General features: G+C 43.0%; 16 protein-coding genes. 14 read left to right on the forward strand and 2 right to left on the reverse strand.

Features of this window, described 5'->3' with window-relative positions:
• Positions 1–238: 238 nt before the first annotated feature.
• Together V5804_RS16270 and rlmN are read right to left on the reverse strand one after the other, a co-directional pair.
• Positions 239–937: a ComF family protein gene (locus tag V5804_RS16270; protein WP_369592463.1), complete on the reverse strand. Its 699-nt coding sequence runs from the start codon at positions 935–937 to the stop codon at positions 239–241.
• Between the two features lie 37 nt (positions 938–974).
• Complete coding sequence (gene rlmN / locus V5804_RS16275) at positions 975–2,021, reverse strand: 23S rRNA (adenine(2503)-C(2))-methyltransferase RlmN (RefSeq protein WP_369592542.1); 1,047 nt, start codon at positions 2,019–2,021, stop codon at positions 975–977.
• Between the two features lie 119 nt (positions 2,022–2,140).
• Between rlmN and V5804_RS16280 the strand changes: the two genes are divergently transcribed.
• From V5804_RS16280 to sprA, 14 genes are all read left to right on the forward strand, one after another.
• Positions 2,141–3,334 carry an amidohydrolase family protein gene (locus V5804_RS16280; RefSeq protein WP_369592464.1) on the forward strand — a complete coding sequence of 398 codons (1,194 nt, stop codon included), beginning with the start codon at positions 2,141–2,143 and terminating at the stop codon, positions 3,332–3,334.
• 67 nt (positions 3,335–3,401) lie between these two features.
• On the forward strand, positions 3,402–3,692 hold the full coding sequence (locus V5804_RS16285) for an acylphosphatase (protein ID WP_369592465.1): 291 nt from the start codon (positions 3,402–3,404) through the stop codon (positions 3,690–3,692).
• A 42-nt stretch (positions 3,693–3,734) separates the two neighbouring features.
• Positions 3,735–5,240 (forward strand): lipopolysaccharide biosynthesis protein, encoded by a 1,506-nt coding sequence (locus V5804_RS16290; protein ID WP_369592466.1) that lies wholly within the window; start codon positions 3,735–3,737, stop codon positions 5,238–5,240.
• Complete coding sequence (gene dut, locus V5804_RS16295; protein ID WP_369592467.1) at positions 5,237–5,671, forward strand: dUTP diphosphatase; 435 nt, start codon at positions 5,237–5,239, stop codon at positions 5,669–5,671. The genes V5804_RS16290 and dut overlap by 4 nt, the downstream gene beginning before the upstream one ends.
• Before the next feature lie 4 nt (positions 5,672–5,675).
• Positions 5,676–7,418, forward strand: a complete 1,743-nt coding sequence (locus tag V5804_RS16300; protein ID WP_369592468.1) for a tetratricopeptide repeat protein — start codon at positions 5,676–5,678, stop codon at positions 7,416–7,418.
• The gene (locus V5804_RS16305) at positions 7,396–8,211 is read left to right on the forward strand and encodes a DUF4292 domain-containing protein (RefSeq protein WP_369592469.1); all 816 of its coding nucleotides are present in this window, start codon (positions 7,396–7,398) and stop codon (positions 8,209–8,211) included. Before V5804_RS16300 ends, V5804_RS16305 begins: the two co-directional genes overlap by 23 nt.
• A gap of 20 nt (positions 8,212–8,231) precedes the next feature.
• Positions 8,232–9,497: a murein hydrolase activator EnvC gene (locus tag V5804_RS16310; protein ID WP_369592470.1), complete on the forward strand. Its 1,266-nt coding sequence runs from the start codon at positions 8,232–8,234 to the stop codon at positions 9,495–9,497.
• Between the two features lie 55 nt (positions 9,498–9,552).
• Positions 9,553–9,897 (forward strand): twin-arginine translocase TatA/TatE family subunit, encoded by a 345-nt coding sequence (locus V5804_RS16315; RefSeq protein WP_369592471.1) that lies wholly within the window; start codon positions 9,553–9,555, stop codon positions 9,895–9,897.
• A 30-nt stretch (positions 9,898–9,927) separates the two neighbouring features.
• Entirely contained in the window at positions 9,928–10,152 is a 225-nt protein-coding gene (locus tag V5804_RS16320; RefSeq protein ID WP_369592472.1) for a twin-arginine translocase TatA/TatE family subunit, read from the forward strand.
• A 113-nt stretch (positions 10,153–10,265) separates the two neighbouring features.
• The gene (gene gatA, locus V5804_RS16325) at positions 10,266–11,696 is read left to right on the forward strand and encodes an Asp-tRNA(Asn)/Glu-tRNA(Gln) amidotransferase subunit GatA (RefSeq protein WP_369592473.1); all 1,431 of its coding nucleotides are present in this window, start codon (positions 10,266–10,268) and stop codon (positions 11,694–11,696) included.
• A 23-nt stretch (positions 11,697–11,719) separates the two neighbouring features.
• The gene (locus tag V5804_RS16330) at positions 11,720–13,177 is read left to right on the forward strand and encodes a transglycosylase SLT domain-containing protein (RefSeq protein ID WP_369592474.1); all 1,458 of its coding nucleotides are present in this window, start codon (positions 11,720–11,722) and stop codon (positions 13,175–13,177) included.
• An 88-nt stretch (positions 13,178–13,265) separates the two neighbouring features.
• Complete coding sequence (locus V5804_RS16335) at positions 13,266–15,554, forward strand: NADP-dependent malic enzyme (protein ID WP_369592475.1); 2,289 nt, start codon at positions 13,266–13,268, stop codon at positions 15,552–15,554.
• Positions 15,555–15,883: 329 nt separating this feature from the next.
• Positions 15,884–16,471 (forward strand): Holliday junction branch migration protein RuvA, encoded by a 588-nt coding sequence (gene ruvA / locus V5804_RS16340; protein WP_369592476.1) that lies wholly within the window; start codon positions 15,884–15,886, stop codon positions 16,469–16,471.
• A 157-nt stretch (positions 16,472–16,628) separates the two neighbouring features.
• Complete coding sequence (sprA, locus tag V5804_RS16345; protein ID WP_369592477.1) at positions 16,629–23,546, forward strand: cell surface protein SprA; 6,918 nt, start codon at positions 16,629–16,631, stop codon at positions 23,544–23,546.
• Positions 23,547–23,548: the final 2 nt, after the last annotated feature.

Here is a 23,548-nt window from a genome sequence, read left to right on the forward strand (position 1 = left end):
TGGTTTTGTGCCTGTAAAATATCCGCGCAAACCAAATTTATAGGCATAAAAGAAGCATTGTAAATTTTTATGACAGAAATTTAAACAGGCTCAAACATAATCCAATTATTCATTGCCACGGCCTTTAGGCCGTGGATAAAGGGAGCAGCAATTGGCTTTAGCCAAAAATATAAAAGTTCTATATGGATTGTATTACTGCTGTTTTTACCACACTAAATTTAAGGTGCTAAAAGAAGCATCAGGTTGCAACAGCAATACTTGCAATGCTGATGCGGACACCGGGAACTTCCAGCAAAACACCACAACAAGCTTCTAAAGTTGCGCCGGTGGTGATGATATCATCCACCAACAAAATATGCTTTCCGGTTAGTTGTGTTGGATTTTTTATGGAGAAAACTTCCTTCATGTTTTCATAACGGGAAATCCTGGATTTTTTGGTCTGGCTTTCTGTGCTGGTTGTTCGAACTAAATTGTTAATTGAAACCGGAATTGATAATTTTTCTGAAAGCCCTTCTGCAAAGCTTAAACTTTGGTTGTAGCCTCGTTTTAACTGTTTTTGCTTATGCAACGGAACGGGAATGATCACATCGGCAGAAGAAATAATTTGGTTTTCCAGCAAACGCTTTCCCGCCAGTTTGCCTAAATAAACGCCAATTTCAGGTTTGTTTTTATATTTAAGCTGGTGCATCAGGTTTTGCACACGGCTGCCTTTACTAAAATATAACAAAGCAGCGGCAGCTTCTAAATTAACACGTCCCCAAAATTGTTGAGCAACGGTGTTGTCCGGTTGCAAATGGAAATTGGTATAAGGCAAATGGTAGAGGCAATCGGCGCAAATCAACTCCTCGTTACGGTACAAACTTTTGGCGCAAGCCTGGCAAAGCTCCGGGAAAATGAGCGAAACAAAATCAGCAAAATAAGTATGTTGTAAATTCATTTTGCTGATGCTTCTTTTATCGGCCTAAAATTGGTGTTTACTGCTGTTTTACGGCTAATTGTCCGCAAGCCGCATCAATATCTTTGCCGCGGCTTCTGCGGATGTTGACGTTGATGCCCTGCTTCCTTAAATAAGCGGCAAAAGCATCGGTTTTATCTTCGGCAGTGTTTGTAAAAGCGGCAAAAGAGATTGGGTTATATTCGATGATGTTTACTTTGCAAGGCAAATGTTTGCAAAAAGAGGCCAGCTCTGCGGCATCTTCGAGTCCATCGTTAAAGTTATCGAACAAAATATATTCGTAAGTAACCGGGTTTTTGGTTTTGGCGAAGTAATATTTCAACGCTTCGGCCAACGCTTTTAACGAATTCTGCTCGTTGATCGGCATGATTTCGTTGCGCTTTTTATCGTTTGCCGCATGAAGCGAAAGGGCCAAGTTAAATTTCACCTGGTCATCGCCCAGCTTTTTAATCATTTTGGCGATGCCCGCGGTAGAAACCGTAATCCTTCGCGCAGCCATATTTAAGCCATCTTCTGCCGTAATCCGTTCGATGGATTTTAAAACGTTGGCATAATTCAATAACGGTTCGCCCATGCCCATATACACAATGTTGGTCAACGGCTGGTTGTAATTGGCTTTGGATTGCTGGTCCAAAAGCACCACCTGATCGTAAATTTCGTCTGGGTTCAGGTTCCGTTTCCGCTCCATATAACCCGTTGCGCAGAATTTGCAGGTTAAACTGCAGCCAACTTGGGACGATACGCAGGCCGTCATCCGCTCCGGAGCGGGGATCAAAACACCTTCAATTAAATTATTATCATATAATTTAAAAGTATTTTTTATGGTTTTATCGTTACTAAACTGTGAGTTATGTACTTTTACTGCATTAATCGTAAATTGTTCTTTCAACTTCTGGCGTAACTCTTTGGAAATGTTGCTCATCTGGTCAAAATCAGCAGCTGATTTTTCCCAAAGCCAGCTATAAACCTGCTTTGCCCGAAAAGCTTTTTCGCCTGATTCGACGAAAATTTTTTCCAGCACTTCCAGTGTCAGGCTGCGTACGTCAATTTTTTTATCTGTTGCTATCACCCTACAAAAATACTACTATAAAAACAGTAGTAAATAGGTTTTGATTTTTATTACACTACTACGAATACCTTTTGCCTGCTTATCCTGATGTTGTTTACCAAGCCGAAAATTGTTAAATGAAAAAGTTCACTGCTGATTATGTTTTGACTGCCTGTGGCAGCCCGATCAAAAACGGAAGCGTTATTGTTGATGATAACGGAAAAATCTTGAAAGTTGAAAACCCGGAAAACCCTCCGTTTACGCCCGAAGAAACCTTTTACCGGGATTTGCCAGCCGAAAAATTAAGCGGTGCCTTAACACCGGGCTTTGTCAACACACATTGCCATTTAGAACTGTCGCATTTAAAAGGCAAAGTGCCGGCCGGGCAAGGTTTGATCGAATTTATTGGCAACGTACAAAAGCTGCGCAAAGCCGATAAAGGCGAAGTGAAAGAAGCGGCCGCCAAAGCCGACGAAGAAATGGAACGGAACGGTATTGTTGCCGTTGGCGATATTTCCAACACTGCCGTTACCGCTTCGGTAAAAATGAAAAGCAGGCTGTATTACCACAACTTTATAGAGGTTTATGGTTTCGACCCCAAAAATGCCGATGCTGTTTTTAGCAATGCTTTATTGGTGAAGGAGCAGTTTAAACCCTTGGCTTCGTCCATCACGCCGCATGCCGCTTATTCGGTTTCCAAAGAATTGTTTAAACTGATCCGCAAAGAAGCAGAAACCACAAACGCTGTGCTTACGATACACAACCAGGAAACCGACGAGGAAAACAAACTTTACCGGTACAAGCAAGGTAGTTTCCTGGATTTTTATGACCGTTTAGGCATTGATATTTCCTTTTTTAAACCGCAGGCGCGCAACTCTATCCAGTCTATTATCCCTTTGCTTACCAACCAGCAAAACGTGCTGATGGTGCACAACACCTACACCAATATGAAGGACGTTTACTTTACGCGACGTTTTGACCGCAAAATAAACTGGTGTTTTTGCCCCGAAGCCAACTTGTACATCGAGAACACGTTGCCCAAAGTCAGCATCTTTACCAATCATGGTTTCAACATTACCTTGGGCACGGATAGCCTAGCTTCCAACACCGAGCTTTGTATTTTAAAAGAAATGCGGGTAATGCAAAAGCATTTTCCAAACCTGCTGCTGGAAGATATGGTAGATTGGGCGAGCAATAACGGCGCAAAATTTTTGGGGATTGATGACGAAAAAGGGACGCTGGAAAAAGGCAAAACGCCGGGCCTGAACTTGATTACAGATTTAGACCGTTTAAAAATCACGCCCGAATCAAAGGTGCGAAAGCTGGCTTAATCAAAAACGGTTTGTTATTTTTGGCCTACTGTTTTTAGCAGGGTAAAATTAGTAGGGTAAAAGAAGCATGGTCAAAAAACACCTCAATATAAAAGTTACGGGCAAAGTGCAGGGCGTTTCCTACCGCGTAACGACCAAGGCCGTTGCCGATCAGTTAGGCATCAAAGGTATCGTATCCAACGAAGCGGACGGTTCGGTTTATATTGAAGCCGAAGGCGATGCTTTTATGCTGGAACAGTTTTTAGAATGGTGCCAAGAAGGGCCGGATGCAGCCCGCGTAGCAAACGTAGAAAGCAGCGAAGGCGAAATGAAAAACTATCGTAATTTTGAAGCCGTAAAAAAGAATATGCTGTCGTAAGTTTTTCAGGAGTTTGCTTCGGCCTTAACCCATCTTCAAAATTTGTCAACGATTAAAAAATTTGCCGGCCAAACGGCTATTTATGGTTTAAGTACCATTATTTCCAGATCGCTGTATTTTATACTTACCCCCATTTTAGTTCATGCTTTATCACCTAAAATTTATGGTGTGTTTACTAAAATGTATAGCTGGGCATCTTTGCTCAATGCGATGCTTTCTTTCGGTATGGAAACCACTTTTTTTCGTTATTTGAATAAGCGGGAAGATAACAAAGAAAAAGTTTACAGCAATTCTTTTATTACAGTAGCAACGGCAGCTTTGCTGTTTTTTTTGCTTACTTTTTTTTCTGCTGATGGTATTGCAAATTGGTTAAATGCAGGTACAGATAAAAACACAAGCGATTACGTTTTTTACGTAAAGTGCTTTATTTATATTTTAATTGTTGATGCTTTATGTGCAATCCCATTTGCTAAAATACGCGCTGATGGGCAGCCAATGCGTTATTCGATCATTAAATTTTTAAATATCATTTGTGTAATTGTCCTTAACTTGTTTTTCCTGTATGGTGCACCATACATTATTAAACATCATCTGTTTGGTGCAGAATCAATTGTCCATTGGTACAGGCCGCTTTGGGTAGGGTATGTTTTTCTGTCCAATCTACTGGCAAGTTTGCTAACCTTAGTTTTGCTGCTTCCCGAAATCCTGAAATTGAAACTTCGGTTTGATTTTAAATTGTTTGGAGAAATGGCTTTGTATAGCCTGCCGATTTTAGTAGCTAACATTTCATTTATTATAAATGAAAACCTGGATAAAATAATGCTGGATAAATTACTACCGCCCAGTATTAGTAACCAGGAAGTTGGCATTTATAGTGCTTGTGCTAAAATTGCTTTGTTTTTAAGCCTTTTTGTTCAGGCTTTTAGGTTGGGTGCCGAGCCTTTCTTTTTTAGCAGTTCAAAAAATAAAAATGCTAAAGAAACCTATGCGCGGATTATGAATTATTTTATAATCGTAGTAGCGCTGATAGCTGTTGCATTAACAGCCAACATTGAATTGCTTAAATATTTTATTCGTGGAAGAACGATCGCTCTTCAAAACCTTTACTGGTCAGGCCTGCAAGTGGTACCGATACTTTTATTTGGCTATGTGAGTTTAGGCATTTACATGAATTTATCTATCTGGTACAAACTGTCCGATCAAACACGTTTTGGCCTGTACATTTCCGGTGTTGGTGCAATTTTAACCATTATTCTGAATATTCTTTTCATCCCAAAATACAGTTACGTTGCTTCGGCTTGGATTTCGCTGATTGCTTATGCCACGATGATGGTTTTGTCATACATTCTCGGACAAAAGCATTACCCCATTCCGTATCAGCTTAAAAAAAACGTGGGCTATTTAGTTGCTTCTTCGGTGATTGTATATTTATCGTTCACGGTTTTTCATAGAAATTTGATCATCGGAAACCTGTTGTTGGTTTTATTTGCCGCTGCCGCTTTATATACCGAACGCAAAGAGCTTCTTTTAATGCTAAAAAAATCATGACGATCCGGATTATCAACAAATCAACCAACAGTTTACCGGCTTACGAAACAGCGCACGCAGCCGGAATGGATTTAAAAGCCAGTTTGCAAACGCCGTTAGTTTTAAAACCGATGCAACGGCAATTGATTCCTACAGGGATTTTTATCGAATTGCCCACCGGGTTTGAAGCCCAGATCAGGCCGAGAAGCGGCTTGGCTTTTAAACATGGCATCGGCATTGTCAATTCCCCCGGAACGGTGGATGCGGATTACCGGGGTGAAATTAAAGTACTGCTGATTAATTTTTCGGAGGTTGATTTTCCTATCCAAAATGGCGACCGGATTGCGCAAATGGTAATTGCCAGGCACGAAAAAGTGGATTGGGACGAAGTAGAGATTTTGAGCGAAACATTAAGAGGGACAGGTGGTTATGGCCATACAGGCATACAGTAAAATCATGAAAAATAGTTGTGTGTTTTTTGTTTTGATGTGGATGATGTTGCCGTCGGTTACTTTCGCGCAGCGCAAAAAAAACACCGATAAAAACAGTATTGTGATGGTGGTTGGAAAGCCACTGACTCGCCGCGACAGTGTGGTGGTGGACGAACTTTTTTATCAGGCTTTGCGCGAAAAAACGATGGAAAACGGCAAGAATGCTGCCACGCTTTTTGCCCAGGTTTTAGAAATTGATCCCGCAAATACGGCCGGAATGTACGAACTGGCGCGCATCCGCAACAGCGAAAACAAAGATGAAGAAGCGCGCCAACTGCTGGAAAAAGCGGTAACCGTTGACCCGGAAAACGAATGGTACTGGCTGGCGCTGGCCGGGAATTACGAGAAGATAAACGACATCCCGAAGCTGGAAAACGTTTTTAAAGAACTGATCCGGATCAACCCCGAAAAGCCGGAATATTACAGCAACCAGGCGCGCGCTTTGGCGATGGAAAAAAAATATGACGAGGCTTTGACGGCTTACGATCAGTTGGAAACGCGTTTCGGAAAAAACGAAGAAACGATTTCGGGCAAGCAAAAAATCTATCTGAAACAAGGAAAACTTGATTTGGCAACAAAAGATTTGGAGCAAATGATCCGCGAAAACCCGACGGAAACACGCGCGTATTTGCAATTGGCCGAACTGTACAATTCCAACAACCAAAACGATAAAGCTTTGAAAGTTTTGGAGAATGCCGGAAAAAACAACCCTGACGACGCTTTAATCCATTTGGCTTTGGCCGATGTTTACCGCGACAAAAAAGATTACGCCGCCTGTTTTAACCAGCTAAAAACAGCATTTGCTTTTCCTTCGCTTAAAATAGAGGAGAAGCTGCGCATCATTTCGGGCTACTTTCCCAAGTTCCCGGACCCGGAAGCAAAATCAAGCGCGCTGGAATTAAGCCGGATTATTTCTGTTACACATCCCGACGATGCCCGCGCTTTTACGGTTTATGGCGATATGCTCGTTCAAAATGCTTCTTATGTCCAAGCCATTCCGGTTTATAAAAAATCGCTTGCTTTGAATGATCAGACTTATGCCGTTTGGGAGCAGGTGATGCGGCTGGAATTGGGCGAAAACCAGTTCGACCAAGTGATCAAAGACGGCGAAGAAGTGCTTTCACTTTTTCCAAACCAGGCTGTTGCCAATTATCTGGTTGGCGTTGCTTACGCCCAAAAAGGCAAGGTAAAAGAAGCATTGGGTTATTTTAAAAATGCAGTTTCCCTCGGCAATACCAATAAAGATTTGCTGAGCCAGGCTTATTCTGGCATCGGCGACAGTTACCATCAGTTGAAAGACGACAAGCAATCGGATGCGGCTTACGAACAATCCATCAGCAATAATCCGGATAACGCGTATACGTTGAATAATTATGCGTACTATTTGTCGTTAAGAGGAGAAAAGTTAGACCGCGCAGCCGAAATGTCTCGCCATAGCAACGAGTTGCAACCAAATACGGCTTCTTTTGAAGATACATATGCCTGGGTTTTGTTCAGGCAAAAGAAGTATGCCGAAGCGAAGACCTGGATTGAGAAAGCCATCAGCCACAATAAAAACAGCGCTGGTTTGGCCGAACATTACGGCGATATTGTGTACTTTTTAAATGATACAGAATCGGCAGTTAAATATTGGAAAACGGCCAAACAGCTTGGAAGCAATTCGGTTGCTTTAGAAAGAAAAATTAATGAAAAGAAGTATTCTGAATAAAATATTAGCTGCAGGAATTGTGCTTTTAATGTTTAGTTGTAAAGCAAAAAAGCAATTGGTGCAGGCAAATGTAAACCCGCCTGCCGTTAAAGATTCTGCTGTTGCTGCGTCAGTTAAAACCGATAATGGCAAGACTGAAAAACTGGCGGCGATACAAAACAGGCAGATTAATTTTCAAACGTTTTCGGGCAAAGCACGTACACGTTTAGAAATTGATGGAAAAGGTTACGATGTTACGTTGAATATTCGCATCCAAAAAAATAAACAGATTTGGGTTTCGATAACTGCCATCGCCGGGATTGAAGTTGCGCGTGCTTTGATCACGCCGGACAGTATCAAAATCATCAATAAATTGCAAAGTGTTTATCTGAAAAAACCTTTCAGCTACGTGTATCAGTACACCGGCCGGCAAATTAATTACGGGACGGTAGAAGCAATTGTGGTTGGCAACGCAGTCCCGGAGTTTATCAATGCGGATGCCCAAGTTTCATCCAACGGAAACAATACCATTATTTCCGGGATTTTGAATGAACTGGCTTACCAGACTACTTTCAGTGCCGAGTTAAAAGTTGCCAGTTTGAGGCTGAGCAACCAACGTTCTGCGCAAAAGTTAGATGTAAACAACAGTAGTTTTATTCAGGCTGATAACCGTATTTTGCCTTCGGTTATTGCAATCAGTTCTGCGGCTGGCCAAAACAGTTTCAAGGCGGATCTGCATTACATCAAAACAGAATTCGACCAAACGGTTGATGCACCGTTTAAAGAGCCAAAAAATTATACTTTGATCAATTAAAAACCAACCTCAAAGCATTTATGCCGTTTAAAAAAATTGTACTGCTTTTGTTTTTTGTGGTTTTTGCCATACACGGTTTTTCACAAAGCAGTGCCGAACTGAAACGCCGCAGGGATAAAATTACCAACGAACTGGACAAGCTGAACGATGAGTACGACCGGATTTCGCGGGACAAAAGGACTTCGTTAAAACAATTGAGCCTGCTGAAAGCACAGATTGATCTGCGGGAAGAAAAAATAAAAACGGCCAATTCTGAAATTAGATTGCTGGATCATCAAATCTCCGACAACAGTAATAACGTACGTAGTTTGCAATCGCAGTTAGACCAGCTAAAAAAAGAGTATGCGGCGATGGTTTTGTTTGCTTTTCGTAACCAGAGTTCTTATAATAAGTTGATGTTTATTTTTGCGGCAAACAATTTTAACCAGGCTTACAAACGGTTGAAATATATGCAGCAGTTTGGCGATTACCGGCAGCGGCAGGCCAATTATATACAGGGGACGCAAAAAGAGCTGCATGTAAAAATAGTGGAGCTTGACCACAATAAGCAGGAAAAGCACAGTATTTTGCTCGATCAGGAAAAGGAAAAAGAAAAGTTAGGCAAACAAAAAGAGAACGAGGCGCAGGTTGTAAACACGTTAAGCAAACAGGAAAAGCTGACCAAAAGCCAGATTGGAAAACAGAAAAAACTGCTTGCACAAATTTCAAGGTCAATTTCAGCAGCTATCCGCCGGGAAATTGAAGAAGAAAGACGAAAAGCAGCCGAAGAAGCACGGATTGCAGCGGCAAAAGCCAGGGCTGAAAATAAACCGACTGCGGCTGCAAAACCGGTGTTAAAAGGAACGGATGCGTTGTCGGCAACACCGGAAGCGGCAAAAATGTCGAATGATTTTTTAGGGAACCGCGGACGTTTGCCCTGGCCGGTTGCAAATGGTGCGATTGTTGCACGTTTCGGAATAACTTTTATACAAGGTATCAAAACCGATAATACAGGCGTTGATATTAAAACAAACCCGGGGGCTTCGGTCAGATCGGTTTTTTCGGGGGAAGTGAGCAAGGTTGAAAATGTAGATGGTTCTTATTTGGTGGTGATCAGGCACGGCGAGTACTTTACGGCTTATATGAATTTAAGGTCGGCCAGCGTATCAAAAGGACAGAAAGTAAGTTTGAAACAAAGCATTGGCGCGGCAGGGGTTGACCCGGAAAGCGGAGACACACAAGTGCATTTTGAATTGTGGAAAGGCTTTACGCCGCAAAACCCGCAAAGCTGGATTGCAGAAAATTAACTCCGCATTGTTATATTAATTATTGTTTATATTTGTTCATTAAAAAATAACGGTTATGTTAAGTTCAATGTATTTGTTTTTGAATATCGGTACGCCCGAATTGATTCTGATCCTGGGTGTTGCCCTGCTTCTTTTTGGCGGTAACAAATTGCCCGAACTGGCACGCGGGCTGGGAAAAGGGATCCGTGAGTTTAAAGAAGCTTCGGATGGTGTAAAGCGTGAAATCCACAACCAGATCAACAGTTTTGACGAGGTGAAGATTAACCATGATACACCTGTTTCCAACGCTACTTCAACTTCTGTTGCTGAGGTTACGCCGCTTGATCAGCCTGAAATAACGCCGCATCAAACCTATCCTTCAGAAAACCATCCGCATTCAACTTCTACCGAAATTAAATAATTGTTTATTAACCATTAAATCATAAATATCATGGGTGGATTAGGTGCACCAGAAATCATTTTAATATTAGCAGTAGTTTTATTGTTGTTTGGCGGAAAGAAAATCCCTGAACTGATGAAAGGCTTGGGAAAAGGCGTAAAAGAGTTTAAAGACGCTTCCAACGAACCTGAAACCAAATCTACCACAACTACTACGGTTAATCCTTCTGCAACAACAACTACCGCAGAACACAGGGACGAGAGAACTACCTTGTAGTTCATTTTTTCTCTTCCAACATCATACATTTAGCATAAGCGCAAGCTGTGTATTTAACTTACTGTCAATAAGCCTGGGTTTATTTACAGTAAGTTTTTTTATATTGGCACCTTATGAAATTTTATGCTTCCCTCAAAGAAGTTCAGGAGGATTTAAGCAGCGGCCAAACCTCGGTTGTTGCTTTGGTTCGATACTATCTGGACAGAATAAACCAGCATCAGGATTTAAACGCTTTTAATGAGGTTTTTGCTGAAGAAGCTTTGCGCAATGCTTCTTTTATCGACCAAAAATTAGTCAGCAAAACCGCTGGCCGCCTGGCCGGAATGGTGATTTCCATCAAAGATAATATTTGTTACAAAGGCCATCAGGTTACCGCTTCTTCCCGCATCATAGAAGGCTTTGTTTCCGTTTTTTCGGCAACCGTTTTAGAAAGGTTATTGGCAGAAGATGCAATCATCATCGGCCGCTGCAATTGCGATGAGTTTGCGATGGGCGGCTCGAACGAAACTTCGTATTTCGGCCCCGTTAAAAATTTTAGGGATGTAAAAAGAGTATCGGGCGGCTCGTCCGGCGGCGCGGCTGTGGCTGTTCAGGCTGATCTTTGTCTGGCCGCTTTGGGTACAGATACCGGCGGTTCTGTCCGGCAACCGGCTTCTTTTTGCGGCGTCATCGGTTTAAAACCAACTTACGGCCGTGTTTCGCGGCATGGCATTATTGCTTATGCTTCTTCTTTTGATCAGGTTGGGCCGATCACGCGTTCCATTGCTGATGCTGCTTTATTGATGGAGATTATGGCCGGAAGCGATGATTACGACAGCACCACCGCTTTAAATCCCGTTCCAAAATATACCGAACACTTAAAAAGTACCGATAAAAGAAGCATTGCCTACATCGAGGAAATTTTAGAAAATGAAGGCGTTGAACCGGCAATCAAAGATTTGATGCGCCAGAAGATCACACAGTTAAAAGCTGATGGCCACACCGTTGAGCCTGTTTCTTTTGAGTATTTGGATTATGTGGTTCCAACATATTATGTGTTGACTACGGCCGAAGCATCTTCCAACCTTTCCCGTTTTGATGGTGTGCATTACGGTTACCGCAGCCCAAATGCAACTGATACAGAATCCACTTACACCAAAACACGGACAGAAGGTTTCGGCGAGGAAGTAAAACGCCGCATCATGCTCGGAACGTTTGTGCTGAGTTCGGGCTATTACGATGCTTATTATGCCAAAGCCCAGAAAGTGAGGCGTTTAATCAAAGAAAAAACAGAAGAGATTTTAAACAAATACGATTTCATCCTCACGCCGACAACACCAACCGCAGCGTTCAAAATCGGGGAAATTGTAAAAGATCCGATTGTGATGTACCTGGAAGATATTTTTACAGTCCAGGCATCTTTGGCTGGAATTCCAGCAATTTCTTTACCTGTAGGCAACAATGCCCAAAATTTGCCGTTAGGTTTGCAATTACTTGCTCCCGCTTTTGCTGAAGCCAAGTTGTTGGAATTTTCGGAATATTTTTTAAAACTTGCATCGGCATAAAAGCCTCGCAAAAATTTTTTTGGATGAAGAAATTTATAGTGCTTACGTGTTGTGTATTGATTGCTGGTTTAACCCAGGCACAACGCAAAAAGAATAACCCACAGCAAATAAACCTGCCGCAAAGAGACACAACTATAAACTTAAAAGTTAAACAGGTAGTCAACCTGACTTCTGTTACCCGGGCCACAAAAACTATTCCAACTATTCTGCGCAGCGATACTTTGGTTCCTGTTCCGGTTGTTGATGAGCTTTTGATGACTTCTTACCAAAACATGGTGTACAAACACCGCCTGGATTCTATACAAAAAAAGATTCCGTTGGACTATAATGAGTACGTTCAAAGCTATATTGATATTTATACGGCACAACGGCGAAAAGCTTCGATGGCAAAAATCATTGGCCTGGCCAAATACTACTTCCCGATTTATGAAAAAGCTTTTCGCGATGCCAATATGCCTGAAGAGTTAAAATTTTTGTCGGTGGTAGAATCAGCTTTAAACCCAAACGCGGTATCCAGGGTTGGGGCAACCGGCCCCTGGCAATTTATGTTTGCAACAGCACGTTTGTACGGTTTGAAAATGGATAATTATGTGGATGAACGTAAAGACCCAATCCAGGCCAGTTACGCAACCGCCAAATACTTGCGGGATGCCTACAATGATTTTGGCGACTGGCTGCTGGCGATTGCTTCCTACAATTGCGGAAAAGGGAACGTGATCCGCGCTATGCAACGTTCCGGCGGAAATGATTTTTGGTCAATTAGAAATTATCTACCGGCAGAAACGCGCGGTTATGTTCCGGCTTTTATTGCCATCGCTTATGTGATGAATTTTTACGGCAAACACCAAATCATTCCTGAAGAATGCAATTTTTCTATCAAAACAGATTCGGTGTTGGTTAATAAATTTGTTTCGCTGGGGAATTTATCCAAAGCCTTAAATATCGAACTTTCGGAAATGGCAATCCTCAATCCATCTTACAAAAAACGCATTGTAAACGGCACGGCCGCTAAACCAAAACGCTTGATCCTTCCTAAAACGGTAGCTTCTGATTTTAACAATGTTTATGCGGCTTTGAATGATTTGGACGATGAGGTAAAACCATCTTTTGCTTCCAATCCGGAAGATGCAACAAATGACGTCAGCATAAAATACCACCGGATTAGAAGGGGCGAAACGTTATCCTCCATTGCTAACCGTTACGGCTTGGAAGTGCAGGATTTAAAAGTTTGGAACCATTTGCACCGCCGCGGGATTGTGCCCGGCCAAAAGTTGCTGGTAAAAGAAGCATCGGGAAAAGAAATTGCTACTCCCGAAAAAAAACCAATAAAAAGTTACTATACTTACAAGGTTAGAAGGGGCGATACTTTGAATGTGATTGCCGATAAATACGATGCTTCGGTTGAAAGCATTAAAGCATTAAACACGCTGAGGAGCAACCGCTTGCATACCGGCATGACGCTTAGGATTAACCGCAGTTAATTTTTCAAACCAAAGCCTGTCAAAAAGTCCCGGTACTTCTTTTACCGGGACTTTTTTTACCTGTAAAAATTGATAAACCTAAAAAACAATGAGTAAAAGAAGCAAGGTAGATAACCGTAAACAGGATGCGCTGGATTATCATTCTTCGGGCAGGCCCGGAAAAATCCAGGTGATCCCAACCAAACCTACGCAATCTCAGCGCGACCTTTCTTTGGCTTATTCGCCGGGCGTTGCCGAGCCTTGTTTGCGCATTGCCGAAAACCAGGAAGATGCTTATAAATACACGGCCAAAGGCAATTTGGTGGCCGTCATCAGCAACGGTACGGCGGTTTTGGGTTTGGGCGATATTGGCCCGGCGGCCAGCAAACCGGTGATGGAAGGCAAAGGCTTGTTGTTTAAGATTTTTGCAGATATTGATGTGTTCGACCTGGAACTAAATACGAAGAATGTTGACGAATTTGTACAAATTGTAAAAGCGCTGGAACCAACTTTTGGCGGCGTAAACCTTGAAGATATTGCTGCACCGTTGTGTTTTGAAATTGAGCGGCGGCTGAAAGAGGAAATGAAAATCCCGGTGATGCACGACGACCAGCACGGAACGGCCATTATTTCAGGTGCGGCGTTGATGAATGCAGTTGAAATCCAGCATAAAAAACTGGAGGAAATTAAGATCGTGATCAATGGCGCAGGCGCGGCGGCTATTTCTTGTTCAAAACTGTACCTCGCCATCGGTGTAAAAAAAGAAAATTTGGTGATGTTTGACAAAGACGGATTGCTGCACCACGGCCGCACCGATTTGGACGATATCCGAAAACAGTTTTTTACCGATCGAACCGATGTAAATACTTTGGCCGATGCGATGAAAGGCGCTGATGTTTTTATCGGACTTTCGGCAGGAAACGTAGTTACGCCGGAAATGCTGCTAACGATGGCCGAAAACCCAATCGTTTTTGCGATGGCCAACCCGGTTCCCGAAATTTCTTATGAACTGGCTACCGAAACCCGAAAAGATCTGATCATGGCAACCGGCCGTTCCGATTACCCGAACCAGGTAAACAACGTATTGGGTTTCCCGTATATTTTTCGGGGCGCGTTGGACGTTCGGGCAACCGGCATCAACGAAGAAATGAAACTGGCAGCCGTAAAAGCGATTGCCGAACTGGCCAAAATGCCGGTTCCGGAAGAAGTAAATTTAGCTTACAACGCGCGTAATTTTAAATTTGGCAAAGATTACATCATCCCAAAACCTGTGGATTCGAGGCTGATTACAACTGTTTCTACAGCAGTTGCTAAAGCAGCGATGGATTCGGGGATTGCCGGAAAGCATATTCTGGATTGGGACGCTTACCACGAAGAACTGATCAGCCGTTTGGGAAAAGAAGACAAAATCATGCGCAGTATTTCGGGCAAGGCAAAATTAGAACCGAAGCGTGTGGTTTTTGCAGAAGCTGATAATTACAAGATTTTAAAATCGGCACAAATAGTACGCGACGAAGGTATTGCCACGCCAATTTTGTTGGGCAATAAAGAAAAGATCAGGGAAATTATGCTGGCCAATGATTTGGATTTGGAAGGCGTGGAAATCATCAACCCGTTATTAATTACAGAAAAATCTGAAAAGTACGCCAACTTTTTGTTCAAGAAACGGCAGCGAAGGGGCATTACTTTGTTTGATGCCCGAAAATTGATGTTGAACCGAAATTATTACGGCGCATCTATGGTTCAGTTTGGCGATGCCGATGTGCTGATTTCCGGCCTGACACGAAACTATGCGGCAACGGTAAAACCGGCTTTGCAAGTCATCGGCACAGAACCCGGCGTAAAAATAGTGGCTGGAATGTACATGATGATTACGAAAAGAGGACCGGTCTTTTTTGGCGATACCACGGTAAACGTCAATCCCGATGCGCAGCAATTGGTGGATATTACGGTGCTGATCGAGCGTTCCGTTCGCCAGTTTAATGTAAAGCCGCGTGTGGCCATGCTTTCTTACTCCAACTTTGGTTCAAACGAAGGCATTGTTCCGGAAAAAACACGTGAAGCGGTACGGCTTTTACACGAGCAATATCCGGAAATGGTGGTTGACGGCGAAATGCAGGCCAACTTTGCTATGAACCCGACTTTGCTGAAAGACAACTACGGTTTTTCGAGTTTAAACGGCGCGCCGGCAAATACGCTGATTTTTCCAAACCTTGAATCGGGCAACATTGCTTACAAGTTGTTGCAGGAAATTGGCGGTGCCGAAGCTGTTGGGCCGATTTTGCTGGGCATGAACAAACCGGTGCATGTGTTGCAGTTGGGCAGTTCGGTACGCGAGATTGTAAACGTGGTTACCATTGCCGTGGTGGATGCACAAACAAAAGCGGCGCAAGACTAAATTTATATCGGTAAAAACAGTATCAGCTTTTTTGCTTCCCGAGAAACAGTTAGGGTTTGTTTGAAATCAACACAAGAAAAAACCAATGCTTCTTTTACCACCTAAAAATTGGTGGTTGGATCAACTTAAATACTTGCTGATTTTTAGGTGGTAAAAGAAGTATTGAACTTGTCATCCTGGAATTTTTTCAGGATCCCTCGTGAAAAGTAAACTAATCTTGTGGGATGCCGAAACAAGTTCGGCATGACAAAAACAGAAACACACCAATTTTTAGGCGATAAAAGAAGCATAGGAATATTATCAGCAAAATTTAAAAAAGCGATCAACAGATGTACGATTATATCCAGGGAAAACTGGCGTTTAAATGCCCGGCCTATGTGGTGATTGATGCCTGCGGCGTGGGCTATCACATCAATATTTCCCTTCATACTTATGCTGCACTTTCGGTAAACGAAAATAATTGTAAACTCTTTACCTGGCTTCACGTAAAAGAAGACGCACATACGCTGTACGGTTTTGCAGATGAAGGCGAAAGAAGGCTGTTTTTGCACCTGATATCCGTATCAGGGATTGGTGCCAGCACTGGCCGCATGATGCTTTCTTCCATCACACCTGCCGAAATACAGCAAGCCATTATCAAGGGCGATGTGCCTTTGATACAGCGGATTAAGGGAATAGGGCCGAAATCTGCACAAAGGATAATTTTGGAGCTGCAGGACAAATTAAAAAAAGAAGGGCCAGATTCTTTAATAACCGTTCCGGTAAACCATACTGTTAAAGAGGAAGCTTTGTCTGCGTTGGTGATGCTGGGTTTCGCAAAAAATGCTGCCGAAAAAGTGATTGACCAGGTTGTTAAAAAAGAAGAAGAAAATTTAACAGTAGAAAAATTGATAAAATTTGCTTTGAAAAACTTATAATTACTACTTTTTTGCTTAAAGGGTGAAAATATTTACCAGAACGGTGTTGTGCGGAGTGTGTTATGTTATAGCCTTTGGTTGTAACATAAAAGTTTATGGGCAGCAGGCCCAGGTGGGTTCGGGTAAAAACGATACTGTTAAAGTCAAATCGCCGGTTGTGGATAAGCAATCCAGGAACAACCAGTTGCGGCAAGGTTATTTGCTTCCCGATCCGCCAAATTTGGTTAAATCGGTAGAATATGACCCGGCAACAAACCGCTATATTTTAACAGAACGCGTGGGCAATTACAATTACCGGCCGCCGCGTTACCTCACTTATTCAGAATACCTCCGTTTAAAACAAAGCGGCGAGATCAAGGAAAACTGGAAGCATTTGTCTGATCAGTACGCCAAAGATTCGCAGCAGCCCGGTTTCATCCCGCAAATTAAGATCAGAAGCAAAACTTTTGAACAGATTTTTGGCAGCCCGAATATTGACATCCGTCCGCAAGGATCGGCAGAAGTAATTTTTGCCGGGCAATTGAACAAAAACGAAAACCCGCTTTTTAACACAAGGCAGCGTAACCAGGGCAGTTTTAATTTCGATCAGCGTATCCAAATGAACGTTACCGGTACAATTGGCGATAAGTTAAAAATCTCGACCAATTACAATACCGAAGCCCAGTTTCAGTTTGAAAACCAGATCAAGCTGGATTATACCGGCAAACCGGACGAAATCATCCAAAAAATAGAAGCCGGAACAGTGAGCATGCCTTTGCCAACTTCATTGATTAACGGGAGCCAGGCATTGTTCGGCATAAAAACAAAGCTGCAGTTTGGCAAGCTGAACGTAACCAGTATTTTTTCGCAGCAGCAATCCCAAAGCAGGCAGATTACGATTTCAAATGGTTCGCAGCAAGGCGCTTTTAACCTTTCGCCTGCTGATTACGAAGCCAACCGGCATTATTTTTTGTCGCAATATTTTCGCAACAACTACAACCGTGCGTTGGCCAATATCCCGATCATCAGCTCGAACGTTAACATTACCAAAATAGAAGTTTGGGTAACCAACCGGAGCAATAACACCAAAGATTCGAGGGATATTTTGGGTTTCCTGGATTTGGGCGAGTATAATCCTTACAATACTTCTTTGGTTCGCGGCGGCCCTGGTTTTTCTGCTTTACCGGCCGGTTTTCAAGGGCCTGGTTTTACACAGCAATCCAACAATTTATTACAAAATTTGCCGGCCAATGCCCGTTTGACCAACTCCAACGATGTGGCCAATTACTTTCAATCCACAGGTAGAAACGATAATTACGGCAAGCTGACTTATGCCCGAAAACTGTCCGACAAAGAGTTTGTGCTGCATCCGCAATTGGGTTACATCTCCTTAAATTATCCTTTAAACAACGATGAAGTGCTGGCCGTTGCTTACCGTTATACTTACAACGGGACTGAATATCAGGTTGGAGAGTTTTCTACCGATATTCCGGTTGACCCAAACACGCCGAAAGTTTTATACACCAAGTTGCTGAAAAATGAGCTGCTAAAAACAGCATTGCCAACTTGGAATTTAATGATGAAGAATATTTATACGTTGGGTGCCTATCAAATCAGTCCGAACGATTTTAAGTTGACGATTGCGCGTTTAGACGATAAATCAAACATCGAAAAACCGATTATGGGCGAGGGGCAGCGGACAACCGGTAAACTTTGGCTGCAATTAACCGGACTGGATAATTTAAACCAGCAAAGTGCCAAACAGCCCGATGGTTATTTCGATTTTTTGGAAGGGATTACGATAGATTCGCAAAACGGCCGCATTACGTTTCCGGTGGTCGAGCCTTTTGGTTCGGATTTGGCAAAGCAGTTTAACCCGGCAACCGAGCAGGATCTGATCAACCGTTACGTTTACCAGCCGTTGTATGATTCTACCAAAACGATTGCACAGCAGTTTTTCCCGCAGCTAAACCGCTATGTTATCCGCGGAACGTATTCTTCTCAATCCGGTTCTGAGTTTCAGTTAAATGCCATCAATATTCCGCAAGGTTCTGTGGTGGTTACGGCTGGTACTTTGCGTTTGACAGAAGGATCAGACTACACGGTGGATTACAACATTGGCCGGATCAGGATTATCAATCAGGCTTTGTTAACTTCCGGCCAGCCGATCAACATTAAGTTAGAAAGCAACGAGCTGTACGGGATCCAGCAAAAATCATTGTACGGTTCCAGGTTTGATTATAAGCTGAACAACAAATTGAACCTGGGCGCAACCGTGATGCACTTGACCGAGCAGCCCATTACGCAAAAAGTAAGTATTGGTGATGAATCCATCTCCAACACCATTTACGGTTTCGATGGAACGTACAGTTCCTCTTCCAGGTTGCTGACACGGCTGGTGGATAAGTTGCCTTTTATCTCTACCAAAGCACCTTCCTCCGTAAACTTTAGCGGCGAGTTTGCACAATTGTTGCCCGGCCATCCGGCTGCTTTAAACTTTGCCGGTTCAAACGGAACCGCTTATCTTGACGATTTTGAAAACAGCAGCTCATTGATTGATATAAAAAGTGCGATCAATTGGCAGCTTTCGGGCACACCGCAATTGTTCCCAGAATCGCAGTTGGACAACGATTTGTCTTATGGATACAATCGCGCGCGTTTGGCTTTTTACAACATTGACCCGATTTTTTATAACCGCAGCAATTCTCAAGCGCCGGCTTTGCCCGATTCGCGGAATGAGCTTTCCAACCATTATGTGCGCGAAGTTTTAGAGCAAGAAGTTTTCCCCTATAAACAAAGCACTACCGGTCAGCCGCTAAGTTTGCCTACGCTCGATTTGGCTTTTTATCCGAAAGTGCGCGGCCCGTATAATTTTACCACAAGCGGCATCAATGCGGATGGTACTTTGCAAAACCCGCAAAGCCGCTGGGGCGGTATTTTTAGAAGGATGGACAGCAATGATTTTGAATCGCTGAATGTGCAGTACATTGAGTTTTGGGTTTTAGATCCGTTTATTTATAAACCAGCTTCTCCCGGCGGAGACCTTTATTTCAACCTCGGCAGTATCTCTGAAGATATTTTGAAAGACGGGCGCAAGAGTTTGGAAAACGGTTTGCCTGCTGATGGTGATACGTCAAAAGTAGATCAAACGGTTTGGGGAAGGATACCAAAACTACAACCCGTGGTGCAATCTTTTGATAATGATCCTTCAGCCCGCACTTTACAGGATGTTGGTTTGGATGGTTTGGCCGATGCCGATGAACGCCAGAAATATGCTCCTTTTATCCAGCAAATCCGTGGTGTTTTAAATGCTTCGGCCGCTTCGCAAGTTATCAGCGACCCTTCTTCGGATGATTATTTGTATTTCCGCGGGCCGCAATACGATGAAGGGAACTCCGGGATTTTGCGCCGTTACAGTCAGTACAACGGAACAGAAGGCAACTCCAAAACAACCGAGCAATCCAAAGCGGAGTTGGGTTTAGACAACTCGGCTTCTACTTCTTTGCCTGATGGCGAAGACGTAAACCGCGACAACAACATGAGCCAGGCCGATGAATATTTTCAGTACAAAGTTTCTATCCGGCCGCGGGACATGGTGGTTGGACAAAATTTTATTGCTGATAAAGTAACTTCTCAGGTTAAACTGGCCAACGGAAACACACAGTCGGTTAACTGGTACCAGTTTCGGGTTCCGATAAAAAGTTACCAATCTAAAGTTGGCAACATCCAGGATTTTAAAGCCATCCGTTTTATCCGGATGTTCATGACCAATTTTGCCGATACCTCCATCCTGCGTTTTGCAAGGCTGCAACTGATCCGCGGTGAATGGCGCGCTTTCAACACCGAAAACAGTACCGCTAATATTATTGCTGATCCGGCCATCGTTAACCCAACGCTGGATAATTCGACCATTGATGTATCAACCGTAAATATTGAAGAAAACGGAAACCGCACGCCAATTCCTTACGTCGTTCCGCCAGGCATTACCCGCCAGCGCGATTACAACAACTATACTACCAATACGCAACTGAACGAGCAGGCATTGCAAGTTACGGTCAAAAACCTGCGCGACGGTTACTCAAAAGCTACTTTTAAAACTTTTGGCAATGATTTGCGCCAGTACAAACAGTTAGATATGTTTGTCCATGCAGAAGGGCCGCAATTGATAAACGGCGATGTAAATGCTTTTATCCGTTTGGGTGCTGATTATGTAGATAATTATTACGAGTACGAAATCCCTTTACAGATAACACAGCCCGGCACCCGCGACCCGGATGCCATTTGGCCGGTTTCAAACCGTATTGCTTTGCAGCTTGACCTGCTTACCCGTGCAAAAACAGCCCGAAACAATGCACTGCTAAACGGAGTATCGTGGCCTTTGAACCTGCCTTACACTTTTAGGGACGGCGCAAACCGGGTAACCATCAAAGGGCAACCGGATTTGAGCCGACTTCGCACCATCATGCTTGGCGTTCGCAACCCGTACAAAGGAAATTCCCCTCCGGGGAAGGATGACGGCTTGGATAAATCTGCCATTGTTTGGTTTAACGAACTCCGTTTGACGGGTTTTAAAGAGCAAGGCGGCATCGCGGCAACCGGAAGGTTTAATGCAAAACTGGCCGATCTGGCCGATATCAGTGTTTCGGGCAGTAAAAGTACCATCGGTTTTGGTACGCTGGATTCCAGGATTAATGACCGCAGCCGAAGCGATAACCAATCGGTTGATGTTTCAGCTAACGTAGAACTCGGCAAGTTTTTCCCGACAAGTTCCGGCATAAAATTGCCTGTTTATGTCAACTATTCCAACCAGGTTATCATGCCGCAGTATGACCCGAAATCTCCTGATATCGAACTGAAAACAGAACTGCAACAGGTATCAAAAGCCAAAAAGGACTCTATCCTGAACGAAGCCGAAGATTATACCGTTAGAAAAAGCATCAACCTCACCAATATTCGTAAGGTAAAAACAGTACCAAACGCCAAAAGCCACCTTTGGGATGTGGAGAACCTGAGCGCAACTTTTATCTACACGCAATACGAGCACCATGATTTTATTACAGAAAATGCCTTTCAAAAAACTTATGTAGCCAACATAAACTACATTTACAACAACCAGCCTAAGTTTTACAGCCCTTTTCAGAAACTGGTTAAAAGCAACTGGCTTAAATTATTTAAAGACATCAACTTTAGCATTTTGCCTTCCCGGTTAAACTTTAGTATTGGCGTAAACCGTTTTTATTCTGAAAATACCTTGCGCAACAATGACCCGGAAAATTTTATCGCGATACCAACAACGTATAACAAAAACTTTTTGATCAACCGTGTTTATGGCATCGGCTGGACTTTGACCAAATCTTTACAAATGGATTTTGATGCGACCAACCTGGGCGTGATAGACGAACCTGCCGGGCGTATCAACGGTTTAAAACAAGACACTTTATGGAACAACCTGAAAAAGCTGGGCCGAACGGTTAATTACACGCACACCATCAACTTTAACTATACTACGCCAATCAATAAAATCCCTGGTTTTGACTGGACGAACATGACGGTACGTTACAGCACACAGTTTAACTGGAATTCACAAGCACAATTTTCTTTAAGCAACCCTGCTTTTAATGTGGGCAATACCATCCAAAACTCCCGCACCATTCAATTAAACCCGGTTTTAAACTTTGTTGGTTTGTATAATAAATTTGGGGTTTTGCGCAATGCCAATGAAGCAGGCAAAGGCGGTTTGGGCAACTTATTTTTACAAATTTTAACCAGTGTAAAAAACGTAAGCGGAACTTATACGCGAACCGAAGGAACATTTTTGCCGGGCTATCTGCCCAAAACCAAGTTTTTTGGCGAAGACTTAAACTACAATGCGCCCGGCATCGGGTTTTTGCTGGGAAGTCAGGCCGATATCCGAAGCCGTGCACTTGCCAACGGATGGATTACGACAGACACTTTGCAAAACCAATTGTTTACAAAAACGCTAAATGAAGACATGCGCTTTCGGGGCGTGTTGGAGCCAATCCCTGACCTTCGGATTGAACTTTCTGCTTTTCGTACACGCAACCTCAACTACCAAACCAACTTTAAATATTCAACTGTTACCAACGACATTGAAAATTTGAGTCCGATCACTTCCGGCGATTACAGCATTTCGTATTTTACCCTGCCTACTGCTTTTTCAAAAACTACAGGCATCAACAATACTTCGGCTGTTTTCCAAAAGTTTTTAGACAACCGAAGCATTATTTCACAACGTTTGGGCAGGCAAAACCCAAATTCAACCAATGTAACCAATGGTTTTGCCGATGGTTACAGTGCTAACGACCAGGAGGTGCTGGTTTCATCATTTCTGGCTGCTTATTCTGGTAAAGATGCAAAAAGCATCGGCACAAATAGTTTTCCTAAAATACCGATCCCAAACTGGCAGATTACTTATAATGGCTTAAACAAATTGCCTTTTTTGGCAGATATTTTTGATTCTTTTGATATGCAGCATGGCTACCGTTCGTCGTACAGTGTCAATGGTTTCAACACTTTGCTGCGTTATTCAGAAGCAAACGGGGCCGTAAATGTGCGCGATGCCAACAACGACTTTCTGCCTTATTACCAATATGCACAAATCACTATTTTTGAGCAGTTTGTGCCATTGCTGGGTTTTAGCGCGCGGTTTAAAAACAGCATGACGGGCAATTTTGAATACCGTAAAAGTCGGGCTTTGAGTTTAAGTTTGTCCAACAGCCAATTGACGCAGCAAAATGAAACCGCTGTCGTTTTTGGTTTTGGCTACCACACCAATAATTTCCGTTTCCCGTTTGGCTTGTTTCAAAACCTACAGCTTAAAAACGACATGAACTTTAAGCTTGATTTTGCTATCGCGGATAACAAAACAGTTGTTTTCAGGCCGGATGTGCAGGAAGCGGATGTTTCATCGGGCGCAAAAAATATTACAGTTCGGCCTTCGGTAAATTATATAATTAACGAACGCTTTAACCTGCAGTTGTTTTATGATTCCAACATCACCAAACCTTATACATCGCAATCCTTTAACACGGCATTTACCAATTTTGGCATCAATTTAAAACTGTTGTTTCAGTAAAA

It is taken from the genome of Mucilaginibacter sp. (assembly GCF_041088075.1).
In the GTDB taxonomy this organism is placed as follows: domain Bacteria; phylum Bacteroidota; class Bacteroidia; order Sphingobacteriales; family Sphingobacteriaceae; genus Mucilaginibacter_A.